At 69.1% G+C, this 20,836-nt stretch carries 19 protein-coding genes; 13 read left to right on the top strand and 6 right to left on the bottom strand.

Annotated features, from left to right (window positions below):
- Positions 1-2 precede the first annotated feature (2 nt).
- Genes BR07_RS0100295 through BR07_RS0100310 form a run of 4 tightly spaced genes read left to right on the top strand, consistent with a single transcriptional unit; the run spans position 3 to position 3,695 of the window.
- Positions 3-782 (top strand): SDR family oxidoreductase, encoded by a 780-nt coding sequence (locus BR07_RS0100295; RefSeq protein WP_027503729.1) that lies wholly within the window; start codon positions 3-5, stop codon positions 780-782.
- Positions 782-1,822: a Gfo/Idh/MocA family protein gene (locus BR07_RS0100300; RefSeq protein ID WP_037183802.1), complete on the top strand. Its 1,041-nt coding sequence runs from the start codon at positions 782-784 to the stop codon at positions 1,820-1,822. The genes BR07_RS0100295 and BR07_RS0100300 overlap by 1 nt, the downstream gene beginning before the upstream one ends.
- Positions 1,819-2,715, top strand: a complete 897-nt coding sequence (locus BR07_RS0100305) for a sugar phosphate isomerase/epimerase family protein (protein ID WP_027503731.1) — start codon at positions 1,819-1,821, stop codon at positions 2,713-2,715. The genes BR07_RS0100300 and BR07_RS0100305 overlap by 4 nt, the downstream gene beginning before the upstream one ends.
- Positions 2,712-3,695 carry a Gfo/Idh/MocA family protein gene (locus tag BR07_RS0100310; RefSeq protein ID WP_231476083.1) on the top strand — a complete coding sequence of 328 codons (984 nt, stop codon included), beginning with the start codon at positions 2,712-2,714 and terminating at the stop codon, positions 3,693-3,695. The genes BR07_RS0100305 and BR07_RS0100310 overlap by 4 nt, the downstream gene beginning before the upstream one ends.
- A gap of 161 nt (positions 3,696-3,856) precedes the next feature.
- Here BR07_RS0100310 and BR07_RS0100315 read toward each other — a convergent pair whose 3' ends face one another.
- The 3 genes from BR07_RS0100315 to BR07_RS0100325 all read right to left on the bottom strand — a co-directional run bounded on the left by BR07_RS0100315 (position 3,857) and on the right by BR07_RS0100325 (position 7,087).
- On the bottom strand, positions 3,857-4,669 hold the full coding sequence (locus BR07_RS0100315) for an ATP-binding cassette domain-containing protein (RefSeq protein WP_027503733.1): 813 nt from the start codon (positions 4,667-4,669) through the stop codon (positions 3,857-3,859).
- An 8-nt stretch (positions 4,670-4,677) separates the two neighbouring features.
- Positions 4,678-5,736, bottom strand: coding sequence for an ABC transporter permease (locus tag BR07_RS0100320; protein WP_027503734.1), 1,059 nt, complete (start codon positions 5,734-5,736; stop codon positions 4,678-4,680).
- 169 nt (positions 5,737-5,905) lie between these two features.
- Positions 5,906-7,087, bottom strand: coding sequence for a Gfo/Idh/MocA family protein (locus BR07_RS0100325; protein ID WP_027503735.1), 1,182 nt, complete (start codon positions 7,085-7,087; stop codon positions 5,906-5,908).
- Between the two features lie 172 nt (positions 7,088-7,259).
- Here BR07_RS0100325 and BR07_RS0100330 point away from each other — a divergent pair, with 172 nt between their 5' ends.
- Both BR07_RS0100330 and BR07_RS0100335 read left to right on the top strand, forming a co-directional pair.
- Positions 7,260-8,279, top strand: coding sequence for a LacI family DNA-binding transcriptional regulator (locus BR07_RS0100330; protein ID WP_027503736.1), 1,020 nt, complete (start codon positions 7,260-7,262; stop codon positions 8,277-8,279).
- An 82-nt stretch (positions 8,280-8,361) separates the two neighbouring features.
- A complete protein-coding gene (locus BR07_RS0100335) occupies positions 8,362-9,360 on the top strand; it encodes an ABC transporter substrate-binding protein (protein WP_027503737.1) in 999 nt (332 codons plus the stop codon).
- Between the two features lie 10 nt (positions 9,361-9,370).
- On the opposite strand, the gene BR07_RS0100340 is transcribed toward BR07_RS0100335, so the two are convergent.
- A complete protein-coding gene (locus tag BR07_RS0100340; protein WP_027503738.1) occupies positions 9,371-10,108 on the bottom strand; it encodes a GntR family transcriptional regulator in 738 nt (245 codons plus the stop codon).
- A 173-nt stretch (positions 10,109-10,281) separates the two neighbouring features.
- On the opposite strand from BR07_RS0100340, the gene iolC reads away from it, so the two are divergent.
- From iolC to BR07_RS0100365, 5 genes are all read left to right on the top strand, one after another.
- Entirely contained in the window at positions 10,282-11,316 is a 1,035-nt protein-coding gene (gene iolC, locus BR07_RS0100345; RefSeq protein ID WP_051612912.1) for a 5-dehydro-2-deoxygluconokinase, read from the top strand.
- Positions 11,309-12,217, top strand: coding sequence for a Cgl0159 family (beta/alpha)8-fold protein (locus tag BR07_RS0100350; RefSeq protein WP_027503740.1), 909 nt, complete (start codon positions 11,309-11,311; stop codon positions 12,215-12,217). Before iolC ends, BR07_RS0100350 begins: the two co-directional genes overlap by 8 nt.
- Positions 12,214-13,107 (top strand): 5-deoxy-glucuronate isomerase, encoded by an 894-nt coding sequence (iolB, locus tag BR07_RS0100355; RefSeq protein ID WP_027503741.1) that lies wholly within the window; start codon positions 12,214-12,216, stop codon positions 13,105-13,107. Before BR07_RS0100350 ends, iolB begins: the two co-directional genes overlap by 4 nt.
- 2 nt (positions 13,108-13,109) lie before the next feature.
- A complete protein-coding gene (gene iolD / locus BR07_RS0100360; protein ID WP_027503742.1) occupies positions 13,110-15,062 on the top strand; it encodes a 3D-(3,5/4)-trihydroxycyclohexane-1,2-dione acylhydrolase (decyclizing) in 1,953 nt (650 codons plus the stop codon).
- 69 nt (positions 15,063-15,131) lie between these two features.
- Positions 15,132-16,511 (top strand): D-alanyl-D-alanine carboxypeptidase family protein, encoded by a 1,380-nt coding sequence (locus BR07_RS0100365; protein WP_037183807.1) that lies wholly within the window; start codon positions 15,132-15,134, stop codon positions 16,509-16,511.
- 12 nt (positions 16,512-16,523) lie between these two features.
- Here the strand turns inward: BR07_RS0100365 and yhjD are convergent, their stop codons facing one another.
- Both yhjD and trpS read right to left on the bottom strand, forming a co-directional pair.
- Positions 16,524-17,546: an inner membrane protein YhjD gene (gene yhjD, locus BR07_RS0100370; RefSeq protein ID WP_027503744.1), complete on the bottom strand. Its 1,023-nt coding sequence runs from the start codon at positions 17,544-17,546 to the stop codon at positions 16,524-16,526.
- A gap of 5 nt (positions 17,547-17,551) precedes the next feature.
- Positions 17,552-18,595: a tryptophan--tRNA ligase gene (gene trpS, locus BR07_RS0100375; protein WP_027503745.1), complete on the bottom strand. Its 1,044-nt coding sequence runs from the start codon at positions 18,593-18,595 to the stop codon at positions 17,552-17,554.
- Between the two features lie 41 nt (positions 18,596-18,636).
- Here trpS and BR07_RS0100380 point away from each other — a divergent pair, with 41 nt between their 5' ends.
- Positions 18,637-19,653 (top strand): aldose epimerase family protein, encoded by a 1,017-nt coding sequence (locus BR07_RS0100380; RefSeq protein WP_027503746.1) that lies wholly within the window; start codon positions 18,637-18,639, stop codon positions 19,651-19,653.
- Positions 19,654-19,845: 192 nt separating this feature from the next.
- Positions 19,846-20,835, top strand: a complete 990-nt coding sequence (locus tag BR07_RS0100385) for an ABC transporter substrate-binding protein (protein WP_027503747.1) — start codon at positions 19,846-19,848, stop codon at positions 20,833-20,835.
- Position 20,836: the final 1 nt, after the last annotated feature.

The following is a 20,836-nucleotide window of genomic DNA, read 5'->3' on the forward strand; positions in this document are numbered from 1 at the left end:
GTGTGGGCACTCTTCTGGACGACACCGTCGTTCTCGTCAGCGGCGGCACGTCCGGTGTGGGCGCCGCCGTCGTGCGAGCGAGCCTCGCCGCGGGCGCACGCGTGGCCTTCAGCGGCCGACGTGACGAGGTGGGCACCGCGTTCGAACGCGAGCTGCGTGCCGACGGCCACGACGCGACCTTCGTGCGCGCCGACATCGGCGACCCCATCGAGGCGATCGCGAGCGTCGAGCGCACCGTCGAGCACTACGGCCGCGTCGATGCCGTGTGCAACGCGGCCGGACTCACCTCCCGAGGGTCACTGCTCGACACCACCCCCGAGCTGTTCGACCAGCACATGGCCGTCAACCTGCGGGGACCGTTCTTCGTCATGCAGGCCGCCGTCCGAGACATGCTCTCGCGCTCGGCTCCCGGCACCATCGTGAACATCGGCTCCGTGAGCGGCCGCGGCGGGCAGTCCTACCTCGCCCCGTACGTGGCGGCGAAGGCCGGCCTGTCGGGGCTGACCAAGAACGCGGCACACGCTCACCGGTTCGACCGGATCCGCATCAACGCACTCGACATCGGCTGGACCGAGACCGAGGGCGAAGCCGTGACGCAGAGGACGTTCCACGACGCGCCGGACGACTGGGCCGCCGACGCGGCCGCGCGCATGCCGATGGGCAAGCTCGGACAGCCCGACGAGATCGCCGACATGGTGGTGTTCCTGCTGTCGCCGCGCAGCGGCGTCGTCACCGGCTCGGTCATCGAATGGGATCAACAGGTAGTAGGAGGGCAGGACTGATGGGCAACGACGTTCGGAACCAGCGAATCGGAGTCGTCGGACTGGGACGCATCGGTGCGTTCCACACCGAGACTCTCGCCGGACTCGACGGGGTCTCGAGCCTCGTGGTCACCGACGGACGGCCGGAGGTCACCGACGCCGTCGCCGCGAAGTACGGCGCGGAGAAGGTCGACGGGGTCGACGCGATGCTCACCGCCGGCGTGGACGGCATCGTCGTCGCGGCGGCCACGCCCGCGCACGCCTCGCTGCTGCTGGCCGCGGTGGACGCCGGGATCCCCGTCTTCTGCGAGAAGCCGTTGGCCTTCACCGCCACCGAGAGCAAGGCCGTGGTCGACGGCATCGCGACCTCCGACGTGCCCGTCCAGATCGGGTTCAACCGGCGGTTCGATCCGGCCGTCGCGGCCGCCGAACGTGCCGTGCGCAGTGGGGATCTCGGGTTCCTGCACACCGTGCGGTCCACCACTCTCGACCCCGCTCCCCCGCCGATGGCGTACATCGCGGAGTCCGGCGGCATCTTCCGCGATTGCAGCGTCCACGACTTCGACGTCGTGCGCTGGATCGTCGGCCGCGAGGTCGTGTCCGTGTTCGCCACCGGCTCGAACCAGGGCGATCCCGCGTTCGCCGCCGCCGGCGACGTCGACTCCGCCACCGTGCTCCTGACGTTCGAGGGTGGCGCCGTCGGTGTCGTGTCGAACTCCCGCTACAACGGCCGCGGCTACGACTGCCGGCTCGAGGTCCACGGCCGGGACGACACGGTCGTCGCCGGCTGGGATCCCCACACCCCGGTCCGGAACATGGAAGCGTCCCAGCTCTTCCCGCACGGCGAGCTGTTCCCCTCGGACACGCCCCACGGGTTCTTCATGGACCGGTTCGCCGCCTCCTACCGCGCCGAGCTGTCCGCGTTCCTGGAGGTCTGCGCCGGCACCCGCCCGTCCCCCTGCACCGCGCAGGACGCCCTCGAGGTCGCCTGGATCGCCGAGGCCGCCACCGAATCCCTGCGCCGCGGCGCACCCGTCACCCTGGAAGAGGTCCGCTCATGACCGCCGCACCCGTACGTATCGCCGGAGCACCCATCTCGTGGGGCGTCTGCGAGGTCCCCGGCTGGGGATACCAGATGGACAACGACCGCGTGCTCCGAGAGATGCGCGGCGCCGGACTCACCGCGACGGAGAACGGTCCCGAGGGCTTTCTCCCGGCCGATCCGGCATCCCTGGCCGCAGTGCTCGCCGGTCACGACCTCACCTCCGTCGGGGGCTTCGCTCCCGTTCTGCTGCACGAGGAGTCGCACGATCCGGTGCCGACCATCGCCTCGCTGCTCGACGGCTTCGTGGCCGCGAACGCCGACGTCATCGTCCTCGCCGCGTCCACCGGCCAGGAGGGCTACGACGCCCGTCCGACGCTCACCGCCGATCAGTGGACCGTGTTGCTGCGCAACCTCGATCGTCTCGCCGCCGCCTCCGCCGAGCGGGGAATCCTCGCCGTCGTGCATCCCCACGTCGGCACCATGATCGAGCAGCGCGACGAGGTGCACCGCGTGCTCGACGGCTCCTCCATCCCGCTGTGCCTGGACACCGGGCACCTCATGATCGGCGGCACCGATCCGGCCGAACTGGCCACCGCGGCGGCCGATCGCATCGCGCACGCTCACCTCAAGGACGTCGACGCCGCCCTCGCAGCACGGGTCCAGGCCGGCGAGCTCACCTACACCGACGCGGTCCGCGCCGGCATGTACACGCCGCTCGGAACCGGGGACGTGGGCATCGGCGGCGTCGTCGACTCGCTCCTCGACGCCGGATACACCGGCTGGTTCGTGCTCGAGCAGGACACCATCCTGTCCGAGGAGCCGGGCGAGGTGGGCGGCCCGGTGACGGACGTCGTCGCCAGCGTGCAGCACCTCCACGACATCGTCGCCGCCCGAACGGCCGCGGTGTGACGGCACCTCTGCGCATCGGGGTCCTCGGCGCGTCGCGCATCGCGGAGCAGGCGATCATCGGACCGGCTCACGCGCTCGGTCATCGACTGGTGGTCGTCGCGGCACGCGATCGCGGCCGCGCCGAGGCCTTCGCACAGCGGTACGGCGTCGAGCGCGTCGCCGACGACTACGACGCGGTGATCGACGATCCCGAGGTGGACGCCGTCTACAACCCGCTCGCCAACGCCCTGCACGCCGAGTGGAACATGCGCGCACTGCGCGCCGGCAAGGCCGTCCTGACGGAGAAGCCGTTCGCGCGCAACGCCGCCGAGGCGCGGGCAGTGCGCGATGTGGCTCGCGAGACGGGCGCAGTGATCGTCGAGGGGTTCCACTACCTCTTCCACCCGGTGACGCGGCGGCTGCTGGACATCGCCGCGAACGGCACCCTCGGTCGCCTCACGCGGGTCGAGGTCGTCATGGCCATGCCCGCACCCGCCGACGACGATCCGCGATGGTCGCTCGACCTCGCGGGCGGTTCCGTCATGGACCTGGGCTGCTACGGGCTCCACGTGCACCGCCTGCTCGCCGACGTCGCCGGCGGGCCTCCCCGCGTGGTCTCCGCCGTCGCCACCGAACGTGACCCCGGCGTCGACGCGACGTCGACCATCGAACTCGCGTTCCCCGACGGCGCCACCGGCACCGTGACGAACTCGATGGAGCACGCCGAGCACGAGTTCACGGTGCTGCTGACCTTCTCCGAGGGAACGGCGTTCGCGCACAACCACATCAAGCCGAACACCGACGACCGCGTCTCCGTCACGGATACGTCGGGGACGACGGTGGAGCACCTCGGCACCCGCCCGTCGTACGAGTACCAGCTCGAGGCCTTCGCGGCGCACGTGCAGAGCGGCGCTCCGATCCCCCTCGACGCCGACGACGCGGTGGCCACCATGGAGCTCGTCGATGCCGCGTACACGGCGGCAGGTCTCCCTCTCCGCTAGACCCCGAGAACGACGGCCCCGCACCCCTTGGCGAAAACCCGGGGTGCGGGGCCGTCATCGTCGGTGCAGTTCTGCTCACGAGCACTCGCGCGCGCGGTCCGGGTGCCGACACGACACGGGCCCCGCACCTCGTGTGAGGTGCGGGGCCCGGGAGTCGAGCGTCAGCGGCGCAGTTCGTGGGTGAGCGTCTCGAGCTCGTCGCCGCCGGCCATCTCCTTGGTGAGATCGTCGAGGCTGATCTCGTCGTAGGAGCAGTCGAGCTTCTGGCGGCCACGGTTGAGCAGCACGAAGTGGTCACCGACCATGTACGCGTGGTGCGGGTTGTGCGTGATGAACACGACGCCGAAGCCCTGCTCCTTGGCTGCCGAGATGTAGCGCAGCACCATGCCGGACTGCTTGACGCCCAGCGCGGCGGTCGGCTCGTCGAGGATGAGGACACGGGCGCCGAAGAAGATGGCGCGGGCGATGGCCACACACTGGCGCTGACCGCCGGAGAGCGAGCCGATGGGGGCGTCCACGTCGGGCAGGTCGATGCCCATCTTGTGGAGTTCCTCCTTGGTCGTCGCGCGCATCGCGGCGGCGTCGAGGGTGCGGAAGACACCCTTCTTCCGGAGCTCCTGGCCCAGGAAGAAGTTGCGCCACACGGGCATCAGGGACACGACGGCGAGGTCCTGGTAGACCGTCGCGATGCCCTTGTCGAGCGCGTCCTTGGGTGAGGAGAACTTGACCTCCTCGCCGTCGACGAGCAGCTGGCCCTCGGTCTGCTGGTGCAGGCCGGCCATGATCTTGATGAGGGTCGACTTGCCGGCACCGTTGTCGCCGAGAACACCGGTGACCTCGCCGGCGCCGACGCGCAGGTTGATCCCGCCGAGGGCGATGATGTTGCCGTAGCTCTTGCCGACGTTCTTCAGCTCGATCAGCGGGGTCTTGCCGCCACTGTTCGATTCGAGGGGAGTCTCGATGGTTGCACTCATGTCAGGTGTCACCTTTTCGCAGCGTAGGAACGGAAGCTGTTGTTGGCGATGACGGCGAAGAGCAGCATCGCACCGAGGAAGAACTTGAACCAATCCGGGTTCCAGCCGGCGTAGACGATGCCCTGGTTGGTCATACCGAAGATGAAGGCGCCGATGGCCGCACCGATGGCGGTACCGAAACCTCCGGTGAGCAGGCAGCCACCGATGACCGCGGCGATGATGTAGAGGAACTCGTTGCCGACACCCTGGCCGGACTGGACGGTGTTGAAGGCGAAGAGCAGGTGCATGCCGACGAACCAGGCGCAGAAGCCGACGAACATGAACATGCCGATCTTGACCTTGGTCACCGGCACACCGATGGCGCGAGCCGAGTCCTGGTTGCCGCCGACCGCGAAGATCCAGTTGCCGACGCGCGTCTTCATCAGCACGTAGGTGGTGATGAGCGTGAAGACGAGCCACCACAGGACGGTGATGCGGACCGAGACACCGAAGACCGAGAACGACGAGGCGAAGACCTTCTTGGCGGACTCGAACCCGTCCATGTCGGAGATGGACTGCGTCGCGACCTGGCCGGTGACGAGCTTGGTCACCGCGAGGTTGATGCCCGTCAACATCAGGAACGAGGACAGGGTGATGAGGAACGACGGGATCTTCGTCTTCATCACCAGGTACCCGTTGAGGAATCCCACCCCCAGTGCCAGCACCAGGGCGAGGACCGAGCCGATCCACACGTTGAGGTGGAGGTTGTAGGCCAGCATGGACGCGGCGATCGAGGAGAACGTCACCGCCACACCGGTCGACAGGTCGAACTCGCCGCCGATCATGAGGACCGACACGCCGCACGCCATGATGCCGATGGTCGACGAGGCGTACAGCACGGTGGCCAGGGCCTCGGGGCTCCGGAACGGCGGGGCGACGATGGCGAAGAACACGAAGATGATGACGGCGCCGAAGAGGGCACCGATCTCCGGACGGACCAGCAGACGCTGGAACGGCTTCTGCTTCTTCACCCGCTCGTCGGTCACGACGGTATGCGTGGCGAGATCGAGATCTGCCTGAGTGGACATGGACTTCCTTACCTGACGGGGGATTCTCTGCGCTGGCGGAGCATTCGTTCGGATGACACTCCGTGAGGGAGGCGAGCGGCGAACGTTCCGTGTGATGTCGATGTAATACGCATCACAGCCATAAGTCAATACTTTGTTCGGACATTAGGACTGCAGCCGGACATACCCGCTAGAGCGTGACCCACCTTCCCGACTCCACCGACTCCGTCATCGCGTCCAGCACCGAGGCGCTGCGGACAGCATCCCGCACGGTCGCGCCGACGGAGGCGTTCTCGGCGATCGACTGCAGGAAGCGCGCCGCCTCGACCACCTTCAGGTCGTCGTACCCCATCGCGGACGCGGACCCCGGCTGGAAGACGCCGTACTCGCCCGCTCCCGGACCGACGAAGAGCGTCGACTGCGGCTGATCCTGATACAGCGGCTGATCCTCGCCGGCCGCCCGCAGGCCCAGCTGCAGCTCCCCCATCCGACGGAAGTCCCACGAGACCGAGCCCTTGGTCCCGTGGATCTCGAATCCGTAGGAGTTCTGGTCACCCACCGCCACGCGGCTGGCCTCGAGGACGCACCGGGCGCCGGTCGCCATGCGCAGCTGCGCGGACACGAAGTCCTCGTTCTCCACCGGGCCCTGCTCACCGCCCGAGGCGCGCATGTGGCCGCTGGTCACCCCCGTCGGCTTGGCACGCTGCGGGATGAAGACGGCGGTGTCCGCCACCAGCGAGGCGATCTCGCCGAGCAGGTACCAGATCAGATCCGCGCCGTGGGACGCCAGATCGCCGAGCACGCCGCTACCGCCACGCTCACGCTCGAAACGCCAGCTCAGTGCGCCGTCCGGGTGGGCCGCGTAGTCACTGAAGAACCGGAAGCGTGCATGTGTCACGTCGCCCAGTTCGCCGGACGCGATGATGCCGCGCGCCTGCTCCACGGCCGGTGCATTGCGGTAGTTGAAGCCCACTGCCGTCTGCACGCCTGCCTTCTCCGCGGCGATCGCCACTGCGCGGGCATCGTCCGCCGACAGTCCCACGGGCTTCTCGATCCAGAGGTGCTTCCCGGCCTCGGCCACCGCGACGCCCATCTCCCGGTGCAGGAAGTTCGGCGACGTCACCGACACGGCACCGATGGACGGGTCGGCCACGACGTCGCGCCACGACTCGGTGGACGAGCCGAAGCCGAACTGCTCGGCAGCCTCGGCGGCGCGGCCGGGCACCTCGTCGGCCACGGTCGCGAGAACGGGCAGGGGTCGGAGCGCGGGGTAGTGGTGGCGCACGCGGCTGTAGGCCTGCGTGTGGACGCGGCCCATCCAGCCGAAGCCGACGACGGCGACAGGCAGAGTGGTGAGGCGAGGGTCGGACATGGGTGCACTCCAGACGAGGGGGTGGTTGGACCGTTCCAAACGGTAGACTGTCCGCAGTCTGCCCGTCGCTCGATCGCGCTGTCAACGCTCTTCCGTTCACCGCGTCCGTCCCGCTAGGCTGCGTTTGGCACGGTCCAACTCGGCGGGGCCGCCTCACCGGACGGAGCGAGCCGTGACGAACATCGAGCGGCCACCCACGATCCGCACCGTGGCCGAACGCGCCGGCGTGTCCAAGTCGCTCGTCTCCCTGGTCCTGCACGACTCCCCCAACGTCAGCGACGAGAAGCGCGCGGCCGTGCACGCAGCCATCGACGAGCTGGGGTACCGGCCGAACCTGTCGGCTCGCAACCTGTCCCGGCAACGGACGGACATCGTCGGGGTCCTCATCAACGACCTCCGCAACCCGTGGTTCGTGGACTGCCTCGAGGGCATGGCCCCGGTGCTCGAGGCACACGGGCTGACCATGATGCTCGGCGACGGTCGAGCCGACCGGAGCGGGGACGACACCGTCGTCCGCAAGTTCACCGAACTGCGACTCGACGCGCTCGTCCTGGTCGGCACCCGGTCACCCACTCCCCTGGTCGCCGATGCCGCGACGTCCATGCCGACGGTGATCGTCGCGAGCCGCGACCTCGAACTCCCCCGCGCGGACGTCGTGGCCAACGACGACACCGCGGGATCCGCGCTGGCGGTGGCGCATCTCGCGGAACTGGGTCACTGCCGGATCGCCCACGTGGCCGGGTCGTTCGGCGCCGTGTCCGCTCTGCGCGCCGACAGCTACCGCGCCGCGATGGCGTCGCGCGGTCTGGACACCGACGGCCTCGTCGAAGCGTGCGACCTCACCGAGGACGGTGGATACGACGCCGCCCGGAGACTCCTCGCCCGCACCCCCCGCCCGACCGCCGTGTACGCGGTGAACGACATCGCCGCGGTCGGTGTCATGACGGCCTGTCAGGAAGCGGGACTGGCCGTGCCGCAGGACATCTCGATCGTCGGATACGACAACACCTCCATCGCACAACTGCGCCACGTCTCCCTGACGTCGGTGGACAACGCCAGCGCGTCGGTCGGTCGCCGGGCCGCAGCGGCGGTGATCGACCGGATCGCTCGTCCGACGGCAGCCGGCACCCTCGACCTCATCGCGCCGACACTGCAGGTGCGCGGAAGCACGGCACCGCCGGCCGACACGTAGCTCCCCACGCGGCCTCCCGGGTGACTTAGGGTACCCCTACCTCCGCGGTCTCCGGAGGCATCGCGAGCAGCAGGGGTACCGCATGCGCAGCACGACATCACGACGATTCGCCACGGCCGTCGCCGTTCTGACACTCCTCACGGCGGCCGGGTGCAGCAGTGATCAGGCGTCCGACGCGGTGCCCGACAGCGACGCCCCGACGGGCACAGTGACCATCGAGCACGCACTGGGCTCCACCGCGATCGACCGCGCCGAACTCGGGTCCGACCCTCGCATCGTCGCCCTCACCGCTCCGGCCGTGGACGCCGCGCTCGCCCTGGGGGTGCAGCCGGTGGCCTTCGCCTCGGACACGACCGGGGCACCGGACGGCCGCTATCCCTGGCAGTCGGAGCTGGCGGCGGACGTACCGCTCATTCCCGTCCCCGTCGAGGGCACCCTCCCCATCGAGGAGATCGCCTCGTACGCACCGGATCTCATCCTCGCCGACTTCGCCGCGTCGACACCGACCCAGTACGAGCAGTTGACCGCACTGGCCCCGACCATTCCCGTCATCGGCGACACGGTCTCGCCCTACGACGCGCTGACGCGCGCGCTGGGCACGGCGCTCGGCCGCGAGGACGACGCCGACGCGGTGATCGCGCGGACGCGGACCGCCCTCGCCGATGCCGCCGCGGAGCTGCCCGGACTGGCGGGGAGGACGGCGCTGCTGTCGCAGTACATCCCGGCCACCCAGCAGCTCGTCGTGGTGGCCGATCCCGACGACGGCGCCTCGGCGTTCTACCAGGAACTGGGGATGACGCTGCCGGCCGTCGGCCTGCCCGCCACGGCCGGCAACCGGCTCGTCGTCGGGCCCGAACGCGTCGACGTCCTGAACTCCGACCTGGTGATCATCCTCGTGAACGGCGGTACCGCCGCCGATCTCGAGGCACTGCCCGGCTGGGCTGATCTACCCTCGGTGCGCTCGGGCGGCATGCTGATCACGGACTACGCGACCATCATCGCGCTGAACACACCGTCACCGGCGTCGCTGACGTACGCGCTGGAGAAGGTTCGGCCGACACTCCGGTCGATCGCAGGCTGACGCCTCCGGGTCAGCGGTCGACGAGGGTCGTGTCGAAGTAGTACCGCGACGCGCGGTACACGTGCGACCCGTACTCGACCACCTTGCCGGAGTCGTCGAACGCCGTTCGGTGCATGGTGAGCAGCGGCGCCTTCGGCTTCTCGTCCAGCAGGTGCGCCTCGTCGCGATCGGCCGCCTTCGCCCCGATGCGCTGGCGAGCGAGGCGGATGTGGACTCCCTTGGTGCGAAGCGACTGGTACAGGCCGTGCGCCTCGAGCTCGGCGGGCTCCGGCGCCACGTCGACGGGCATGTAGTTGATCATCAGCGCGAGCGGTTCACCCTTGGTCAGTCGCAGACGCCGCACGGTGACCACCTCGGACTCCGGCCCGATGTTGAGCTCGCGCGCCACGTCCTCGGTGGGCAGCCCGACCGAGTACTCGAGCAACTTCGTCGTCGGGTCCTGGCCGGCGCGCGCCAGGTCGTCGAAGAGGCTGGTGAGCTCCACCGGTCGATGCACCGGGCTCTGCACCACCTGTGTGCCGACGCCACGCTTGCGCACCAGCAGCCCCTTGTCCACCAGTTCCTGGATGGCCCGACGCGTGGTCGGCCTCGACAGGTTCAGGCGCTTCGCGAGGGCGAGCTCGTTCTCGAAGCGGTCACCCGGGGCCAGACTGCCGCCGAGGATCGCGCCCTCGATGGCCTGCGCGAGTTGGTAGTAGAGCGGAACGGGACTCGACCTGTCGAGCTCCACGGCGAGCGGTTGACTCACGTACCAGCTCCGATCCGAAACTAGGCGGGTGTGCGGGCGGGCTGCCCGAGAACAGAGTGTAAGTGACCGTGCGCAATATGACGGCAAGTTAGAATGTCAGGACAAACTATTGACAGGTTGGTGTGGCGCGGAGCACAGTGATACCGGCCCCCACGCACACGCCCCGAGTATCGATGGAGCAGACCTTGACCACAGTGAACAACACCGGCCCCACCGGTGATGCACGTTTCGACGTGCTCGCCATCGGACGCAGCGGAGTCGACATCTATCCCCTGCAGGTCGGTGTGGGCCTCGAGGACGTCGAGACGTTCGGCAAGTTCCTCGGTGGCAGCGCCGCCAACGTCACCGTCGCCGCCGCGCGACTCGGGCGCCGCACCGCGCTGATCTCCGGCGCGGGCGACGATCCGTTCGGCCGCTTCGTGCGCGCCGAGCTCGCCCGCCTCGGCGTCGACAACCGCTACGTCGTGGTCGACGGCCAGTACGCCACCCCGGTCACGTTCTGCGAGATCTTCCCGCCGGACGACTTCCCGCTGTACTTCTACCGCAAGCCCACCGCGCCGGACCTGCAGGTGCGCCCCGAGGACATCGACACCGAGGCCGTCCGGAGCGCCGCTCTGTACTGGTCGACGGTCACCGGTCTGTCCGAGGAGCCCTCGCGCAGTGCACACTTCACCGCCTGGGAGGCGCGTGGACGCGCTCCGTTGACAGTGCTCGACCTCGACTACCGGCCCATGTTCTGGGAGAGCCCCGCCGCCGCGACCGAGCAGGTCCAGCGCGCACTGCGACACGTCACGGTGGCCGTCGGCAACCGTGAGGAGTGCGAGGTCGCCGTCGGCGAGACCGAGCCCGACCGGGCCGCCGACGCGCTGCTCGACATGGGGGTGGAACTGGCGATCGTCAAGCAGGGCCCCAAGGGCGTACTGGGCAAGACGCGCACCGAGCGCGTGGAGGTGCCGCCGAACTTCGTCGACGTCGTCAACGGACTCGGTGCCGGCGACAGCTTCGGTGGATCGCTGTGCCACGGACTGCTGTCCGGATGGCCACTCGAGAAGATCCTTCGCCACGCCAACGCGGCCGGCGCCATCGTCGCGTCGCGCCTCGAATGCTCCACCGCCATGCCCACCGCCGACGAGGTCGCCGCCCTCGCCGAGTCCGCGGTCACCGCACCGGGTTCCGATCTCGCCGATTCCGAGGAAGCACATGTCTGAGACCATCACCGCGACCTGCACCACGTACGCCGACGTCACCGAGATCCGGGCGCACGACCCGGGCGCGATCGACCGCGCCTGGGCCTCTCGCGTCACTCGTGAGACGGTGCGCGGAGACGGGCGGCTCATGATCGTGGCCGCCGATCACCCCGCCCGCGGTGCCCTGTCGGTCGGCTCGAACCCGACGGCCATGAACAGTCGCACCGAACTGCTCGACCGCCTGCGCACCGCGCTGGCCGACCCGGGAGTCGACGGTGTCCTCGCGACGTCCGAGATTCTCGACGACCTCGTCCTGCTCGGCGCCCTCGACGACAAGGTCGTCATCTCCTCGATGAACCGCGGCGGACTCGCCGGCGCGTCGTTCGAGCTCGACGACCGGATGACCGGCGCGACCGCGGCGTCCACCGCGAAGGCACGGATGAACGGCGCCAAGATGCTGACCCGCATCGACCTCGACGATCCCGGCACGCTCGGCACCCTCACCGCCTGCGCGCAGGCCATCGACGAACTCGCGGCCGAGGGCCTCATGGCCATGGTCGAGCCGTTCCTGTCGTCGCGCCGCGACGGCAAGGTGGTCAACGATCTGCGTGCCGACGCCGTCATCAAGTCCATCCACATCGCCCAGGGCCTCGGCGCCTCGTCGGCGTACACCTGGATGAAGCTGCCCGTGGTCGACGAGATGGAGCGCGTCATGGACGCCACCACGCTCCCGACGCTGCTCCTCGGCGGCGACCCGCAGACCGCGCCCGACGAGACCTTCGCCAGTTGGGCACGCGCACTGAAGATCCCCGCCGTCCGCGGCCTCATCGTGGGCCGCACACTGCTCTACCCGAAGGACGGCGACGTCGCCACCGCGGTGGCGACCGCAGTCGACATGGTGCGGGGCGGGGCGGACGAGTGAACAGCGAGTTCTACATTCCCGCCGTCCCCGGCGCCGGAGTCACAGTCACCCCGGAGAGCGCGGGATGGACCGAGTCCAGTCTGCGCACAGTGCTTCTCGCACCCGGCGAGTCCGTCGATCTCACCTCCGACGACGACGAGATCATGGTGGTCCCTCTGCAGGGATCCGCGACCGTCACGTGCGGCGAGGAGTCGTTCGCACTGACGGGGCGCGCGTCGGTCTTCGACGGGCCCTCCGACTTCGCGTACGTCGGCCGTGACAGCAGCTACACCCTGCGCAGCGAGCAGGGTGGACGTTTCGCGCTGTGCGGCGCACGCGCCTCGCGGGCCCTGCCGTTCCGGTACGTTCCCGCCGCCGACGTCGCCGTCGAACTGCGCGGCGCGGGCAACTGCAGCCGTCAGGTGCACAACTTCGGCACCGCCGACACCTTCGAGGCCGACTCGCTCATCGCGTGCGAGGTCATCACCCCCGGCGGCAACTGGTCGTCCTACCCCGGCCACAAGCACGACGAGGAGACCGAGACCGAATCGGCACTCGAGGAGATCTACTACTTCGAGATCGACAGTGGCCGTGACGGTTCCGCCGGTTTCGGGTACCACCGCGTGTACGGCACACCCGAGCGTCCCATCGAGGTGCTCGAAGAGGTGCGCACGGGTGACGTCGTCCTGGTCCCGCACGGGTATCACGGGCCGTCCGTCGCGGCGCCCGGCTACCACATGTACTACCTCAACGTCATGGCCGGACCGGGCAGCGAGCGCGCCTGGAAGATCGTCGACGATCCCGACCACACCTGGATCCGCAGCACGTGGGACGGCCAGGACGTCGATCCACGCCTCCCCCTCACCCCCCGACCTCCGCTGGACTCAGCGCACCGTGGAAAAGGAGCCTGACGATGGTGTCCACCGCACCGATGTCACAGAGCAAGACCGAGAACGCCGAGCCGATGGTGCACCTCACGGTGTCCCAGGCCATCGTCCGCTTCCTCGCCAACCAGTACGTCGAGCGTGACGGGGTCCGGACCAAGTTCTTCGCGGGCTGCTTCGGCATCTTCGGCCACGGCAACGTCGCCGGTCTCGGACAGGCGTTGCTGCAGGCCGAGATCGACGCCGTCGAGGCGGGCACCGAACCGGAGCTCCCCTACGTCCTCGGCCGCAACGAGCAGGCCATGGTGCACAGCGCCGTCGGCTTCGCCCGCCAGAAGGACCGTCTCCAGACCTGGGCCGTCAGCGCCAGTGTCGGACCGGGCTCGACCAACATGCTCACCGGCGCGGCGTTGGCCACCATCAACCGGTTGCCCGTCCTGCTGCTCCCGGCGGACACCTTCGCCACCCGCGCCTCCTCACCGGTGCTGCAGGAGCTCGAGCTCCCGTCCAGCGGCGACGTCACCGTCAACGACGCGTTCAAGCCGCTCTCGCGCTACTTCGATCGAGTGTGGCGCGCCGAGCAACTGCCCGCGGCTCTGCTCGGCGCCATGCGCGTCCTCACCGACCCGGTGGAGACCGGCGCCGCCACGGTCGCCGTCCCGCAGGACGTCCAGGCCGAGGCACACGACTGGCCCGAGTCGTTCTTCGCACCGCGCACCTGGCACGTCGCCCGCCCGCTGCCCGAGCGGTCCGTCGTCGCCCGCGCCGCCGAGATCATCCGCTCGGCGAAGGCGCCGCTGATCGTCGCCGGCGGCGGCGTCATCTACTCCGGTGCCACCGAGGCGCTCGCGTCGTTCGCGGAGAAGACCGGAATCCCCGTCGGCCAGAGCCAGGCCGGCAAGGGCTCCCTCGTGTACGACCACCCGCAGTCCGTCGGTGCCATCGGGTCCACCGGCACCACGGCCGCCAACGCCCTCGCGACCGAGGCCGACGTCGTCATCGGGATCGGCACGCGCTACAGCGATTTCACCAGCGCGTCGCGCACGGCCTTCTCCAACCCCGACGTGCGGTTCGTCAACATCAACGTCGCGTCCATCGACTCGGTCAAACAGGGCGGTCTCTCCGTGGTCGCCGACGCCCGCGAGGCGCTCGAAGCACTGACGGGCGCGCTCGCGGACCACGAGGTGAGCGCCGAGTACCGTGCGCGCGCCACCGAACTCGCCGCCGAGTGGGATCGCACGGTCGCCTCGGTCTACGCCGTGGACGACGACAACCTCGGCATGAACCAGAACCAGGTCATCGGTCTCACCAACTCGCTGTCCGACCCACGCGACATCGTCGTGTGCGCCGCCGGCTCGATGCCCGGAGACCTTCACAAGCTCTGGCGCACACGCGATGCCAAGGGCTACCACGTCGAGTACGGGTTCTCCTGCATGGGCTACGAGGTGGCCGGCGGCATCGGCGTCAAGATGGCGGCACCGGATCGCGACGTCTTCGTCATGGTCGGCGACGGCAGCTACCTCATGATGGCCACCGAGCTGGTCACCGCGGTCCAGGAAGGCGTGAAGGTCATCCTGGTGCTGGTGCAGAACCACGGCTTCGCCTCCATCGGATCACTGTCGGAGTCGCTCGGCTCCCAGCGCTTCGGCACCGCGTACCGCTACCGGTCCGAGTCCGGTCGACTCGACGGCGGTGTGCTGCCCGTCGATCTGGCGGCCAACGCACAGAGTCTCGGCGCCGACGTCATCCGCGTGAACACCGCCGGCGAGTTCGCCGACGCCGTCAAGGTGGCCAAGGCGGCGGACCGCTGCACGGTCATCCACGTCGAGACCGATCCGCTGATCGCCGCTCCGGACAGCGAGTCCTGGTGGGACGTCCCGGTCAGCGCCACCTCGACGCTCGAGAGCACGCAGACGGCGTACGAGACGTACGAGGCGTGGAAGAAGGTCCAGCGGCCGTACCTCCGGCCGTCCGCCGACTGACTTCTCGATCCGGACACACCCGGTCACCCGGGGCGGCGTGCGCGAGCGCGCCGCCTAGGGTGACCGGTGATGAACATTCACGACCGCACCGGACGCGGCCGACGGACAGCCGCGGCGATCGCGACGGCGGTCGTGCTCGTGGGTACGCCGGCACTCCTTCCGAGTCTCGCCGGGGCGCAGCCCGCACCGCCTCCGACGTCCACCCCGTTCCGGACGCCCGACACCGACGCCTGTCCCCACCGTGACGTGCCACCACCGGCCATCGATGCGTCCGAGGTCCCCGCTCCCGGCGACGCGGAACCGCAGCCCGTACCCGTCCCGGCCGAGACGGTCGGCGGCGAGGAACTGGCGGCGTGCGGTGTGATCACCGCGGCCGGTGCGCCCGCTCTTCCCGCGGACATCTCGGCGGCGGGATGGGTGCTCACCGATCTCGACTCCGGCGCGGTGATCGCGGCGAAGGATCCGCACGGCCGGTACCGGCCGGCGAGCACGATCAAGGTCCTGCTGGCGCTCGTCGCGCTCGACGAGCTCGATCTCGATCGCACCGTGGTGGCCACCGCGGAGGACGCGGCCGCCGAGGGCAGCGCGGTGGGCATCGGTACCGGCGGCGTGTACTCGGTGCGCCAGCTGATGCAGGGGCTGGTGATGGCGTCGGGCAACGATGCGGCGCACGCCCTCGCCGTCCAGCTCGGCGGCGTCGACACCGCCGTGGAGAAGATGAACGCGAAGGCCCGTGAGCTCGGTGCCCTGGACACGCGCACGGCGTCGCCGTCGGGTCTCGACGGACCGGGCATGGCCTGCTCACCCTACGATCTGGCGCTCATCTTCCGGGCCGCGATGGACGATCCGACCTTCGCCGAACTCGTTGCCACCGAATCGGTTCCGTTCCCGGGCTATCCCAAGGACGCGTCGAAGCCGGACAACCCCTCACGGCCCGACATGCCCGGCGTGCCGGTGAACCCCGATCTGCCGCTCAACGAGGACCGGCCGGGCTTCACCCTTGCCAGCGACAATGCGCTGCTGTTCAACTACCCGGATGCACTGGGCGGCAAGAACGGCTACACCGACGACGCACGCCAGACCTTCGTCGGCGCGGCCGAACGCGGTGGCCGCCGGTTGGCCGTGTCGCTCATGAATGCCGACGTGCTGCCCATCCGGCCCTGGGAGCAGGCCGCCCGCCTGCTCGACTACGGCTTCACGCAGCCTGCCGACACGGTGGTGGGCACCCTGGTGACCGGGAGCCCGGACGCGGCGGCGGCGCCGACCTCGTCGACCCCCGCCTCGACCGCGCCGACCGATCGCCGGACCGAGGCGAGCAGTGGCGGCGCCTATGCCGGAGTGGACGACGAGAGCGAGGTGGCGATCAGGGTCGGTGCAGGAGTTCTGGGTCTGATCGTCGTGATCGGGCTCCTCCTGTGGGCGCGCACGCTGCACCGCAGACGGTCCTGACCACGCTGCACGTCAGCGTCGGCGCCGGCCGCGCCATCCGCCCAGGCCGAGCACGGTGAGCACGCCGGCGCCGACGAGAGCTGCCGCACCGGCGGGTGAGACCCCTTCGCGGACCACCACCTGCGGTGCGATCACCGCACTGTCGGGCACGGCGGGTGCCGCGAGGGACAGGTTCTCCGTGGCCGTCGCCGCCCACGCCGTCGAGAACAAGAGGAAGCGTGACGTCGTGAAGGCGAACACGAGGATGCCGATGATCGGTCCGAACGTGGCACCGGCCGGACCGGACGTGACGCTCTCGAGGTAGACCGCGCCGACCTGCTTGAAGATCTCGAACACCACGGCCGCCAACAGCGCGGCGCGTGCCGCGCTGCGCACGGTCACGGGCTCACGGGGCAGCCGGGCGATGACCCACACGAACAGTGCCCACGTCGCGGCGATCGCCAGGGCGAACGACGCGATCTGCACGGCGACGCCGACACCGGGAACATCGTCCAGATTGACGGCCTTCAGAAGTACGGGGACCACCGACCCGCTGGCCACCGCCGACAGGCCGAGCGAGATCACCAGGGCCAGACCCAGACCGAGCAGCGCTCCGAGATCCTTGGCCTTGGTGGCCAGGAAGCTGCCCGCCTCGTGCGGCGTCTCCCACATCGCGGTGAGCGCCTCCCGCAGATTGGCCGTCCATCCGAGGCCTGCGTAGAGCGCACCCAGGAGACCGATGATGCCCACGCTGGTGCGCGACTCGATGGCACTCGAGACCAGTTCGTTGATGGTGCCCGCGAAACTCCCGGGAACGTTCTCGGCGATCTGGGACTGCAGTTCCGTCAACAGGTCCGGCCGGGAGGCCAGAACGAAGCCCACCACGGCGAACGCGACCATCAGCAGCGGGAAGAGGGCCAGAACGCTGAAGTAGGTGATACCCGCGGCGTAGTAGTCGCCCTTCTGCTGCTGGTACACCGAGCCGGCCCGCGCGAGGTGATCGAACCACGGCCACCGCCGTCGACGTTCCTCGATGATCGCCGCGAAGTCCGGCATGGCGCTCAGCCTTTCGGTGGAAGGAATCCGACCCTGTCGTACACCTGTGCCAGCGTCCTGGACGCGATCGAGCGTGCGTGCTCGGCCCCGTCCCGAAGAATCCGGTCGAGTTCGGCCGGGTCGTTCATGTACTCCCTGAACGCCGTGCGCACCGGGGCGGAGAACGCCGACACCGCATCCGCGGTGTCGCTCTTGAGATCACCGTATCCCTTTCCGACGTATCCCTCGACGAGCGTCGCGACGGGCGTGCCGGTGAGGGCGGACTGGATGGTGAGCAGATTGCTGACACCGGGCTTCTCCGCCGTGTCGTAGCGGATCTCACGCTCGTTGTCGGTGACCGCCGAGCGAATCTTCTTGGCCGACACGGCGGGGTCGTCCAGGATGTCGATCCGGCCCGACACGCCGGAGCCGGACTTGCTCATCTTCGCCGTCGGCTCCTGCAGGTCGTAGATCTTCGCGATACCGGTGACGATGTGCGCCTCCGGCACGACGAACGTCTTCTTGTAGCGCGAGTTGAAGCGTTGGGCGAGATCGCGGGTCAGCTCGAGGTGCTGGCGCTGGTCCTCCCCCACGGGCACTCGCTGCGGGCGGTAGAGCAGGATGTCCGCGGCCTGCAGCACGGGGTAGGTGAACAGGCCCACACTCGCCTGATCGCTGCCCTGGCGTGCCGATTTGTCCTTGAACTGCGTCATGCGGCCGGCCTCGCCGAATCCGGTGATGCAGTTGAGAACCCATGCGAGTTGGGCGTGTTCGGGTACATGGGACTGCACGAACAGCGTGGAGCGCGCGGGGTCGATGCCGACGGCCAGCAACTGCGCTGCGGCGCGGCGAGTCCGGGCGCGCAACTCCTTCGGATCCTGCGGCACCGTGATGGCGTGCAGGTCCGGAATGAAGTAGAAGGCGTCGTACTCGTCCTGCAGTTCGACCCATTGCCGCACCGCGCCCAGGTAGTTGCCCAAGTGGAAGGAATCCGCCGTGGGCTGGATGCCGGAGAGCACTCGGTGCCGAGGTGCGACTCCTGCGCTGTCGGTCGCGGTGTCGGTCGTCATGATCTACAGATTCAATCACCTCTGGTCGTAGGGTCTGCGCCATGACCACTGACAGGACGTCCGACACCGCCGTGACCATCGGCTCGGCGCCGGGGATCGAGGTGGAGGTGCTGCCGTACGGTGCGACCCTGCTGCGCCTGACCGTCACGGGCGGGGACGGTGTGCGCCGCGACGTGTCGGTCGGCGTCGCCGGCGAAGCCGAGTTGCGCGCGGGCACGGACTACCTCGGGGCGACCGTGGGGCGCTACGCCAATCGCATCGCGCACGGGCGATTCGACCTCGACGGTGAGCGGGTGGAGGTGTCGCGCAACGACGGCGACAACCACCTGCACGGCGGAGTCGACGGCTTCGACTCCCGCACCTGGACGGTGGAGCGGGTCACCGCTGACGAGGTGGAACTGTCCCTGGTGAGTCCCGACGGCGACCAGGGCTACCCCGGCGAGGTGCGGGCACGCGCCGTCTACTCGGTCCAGGGAGACACGATGCGCATCGAGTACCTCGCGCAGACCTCACGTACGACAGTGGTGAACCTGACCAGCCATGCCTACATCGATCTCGACGGACACGGTGTCGACGACCTCGAACTGCAGGTGGACGCGGCCTCGTTCGTGCCCGTGGACTCCGCGGGAATTCCCACGAACGGTGTCGTCCCGGTCGACGGCACGGCACTCGACCTGCGGCTCCCGCGCCGCATCGGCGATGTCGTCCGGTCCGACGATCCTCATGTGGCGGCCACGCGAGGGGTGGACCACAACTTCGTCCTCGACGGACCCGAGGACGGCGGGGAGTTGCGCCGCGCCGCGCGTGTCACGTCGCATCGCAGCGACACGACGCTCGAGGTGTGGACGAATCGGCCCGGGCTGCAGGTCTACACCGGCAACTTCCTCGACGGCAGCACCGTGTCCCGACGCGGTACCGCGCTGCGTCAGGGCGACGGACTCGCGCTCGAGCCCCAGTTCTTCCCCGACAGCCCGAACCGGCCGGCGTTCCCGTCGGCCGTCCTGCGCCCGGGCGAGACGTCTCGCTGCGTGATCGAGTACAGGTTCGCCGCGCGATAGTCGGCCCACCTCCAGCCTTCCCGCGGTGTGGTCGTCCGGCCCTCCCGCGTCACGACCGCCACATGATGCCATTGATGTGAGCGTTCACATCTCGTTTCGGCAATGTTCGCGAACCTCTTGACGCAGACGAATGTTAACGCTCACACTCTGTGTCACGCGTCACACGGAGTGATGCCTACAGAGGAGACCACGATGACGTCGAAGAGAGTCGTTGCAGCGAGCACGTTCCTGGTGAGCAGTGCGCTGATCCTGAGTGCCTGCGGCGGCGGAGGCGACTCCGCGAGCGGCGGAGGCGGGACCGTCCTGGGTTTCTCGCAGGTCGGAGCCGAGAGCGGCTGGCGCACCGCCAACACCACGTCGATCCAGGGCGCGGCGAGCGAGGCCGGAATCGATCTCAAGTTCTCCGACGCACAGCAGAAGCAGGAGAACCAGATCAAGGCCATCCGCACCTACATCCAGCAGAAGGTGGACGTGATCGCCTTCAGCCCGGTCGTCGAGACAGGCTGGGAGCCGGTGCTGCAGGAAGCGAAGCGCGCGAACATCCCCGTGATCCTCACCGACCGCTCGGTCGACACGACGGACGAGTCGCTGTACGCCACGTTCCTCGGATCCGACTTCGTCGCCGAGGGCGTCAAGGCCGGCGACTGGCTCGTCGAGAACAGCGCGACGTCGGACGTCAACGCCGACGGACGCATCAACGTGGTCGAGCTCGAGGGCACGACGGGTGCCGCACCGGCCATCGATCGCGCCGAGGGCTTCCGCGAGGCCATCGCCGCACAACCGACCATCGCCATCTCCAAGTCCCAGACCGGTGACTTCACCCGCGACGGCGGCAAGCAGGTCATGGAGTCGTTCCTGAACTCCGACAAGGCCATCGACGTGGTCTACGCCCACAACGACGACATGGGCCTCGGCGCCATCGAGGCCATCGAGGCGGCCGGCCTCGTCCCCGGCAAGGACATCAAGATCATCACCGTCGACGCGGTCAAGGACGGCATGCAGGCGCTGGCCGACGGCAAGATCGACTACATCGTCGAGTGCAACCCGCTGCTCGGACCGCAACTGATGGACCTGACGAAGAAGGTCGTCGCCGGCGACGAGGTACCCAAGCGCGTGGTCACCGAGGAGACCACCTTCACCCGCGAGCAGGCCGCCTCCGTGCTCGCCGACCGCCAGTACTGAC

It is taken from the genome of Rhodococcus sp. UNC23MFCrub1.1 (genome assembly GCF_000686025.1).
Taxonomy (GTDB): domain Bacteria; phylum Actinomycetota; class Actinomycetes; order Mycobacteriales; family Mycobacteriaceae; genus Rhodococcoides.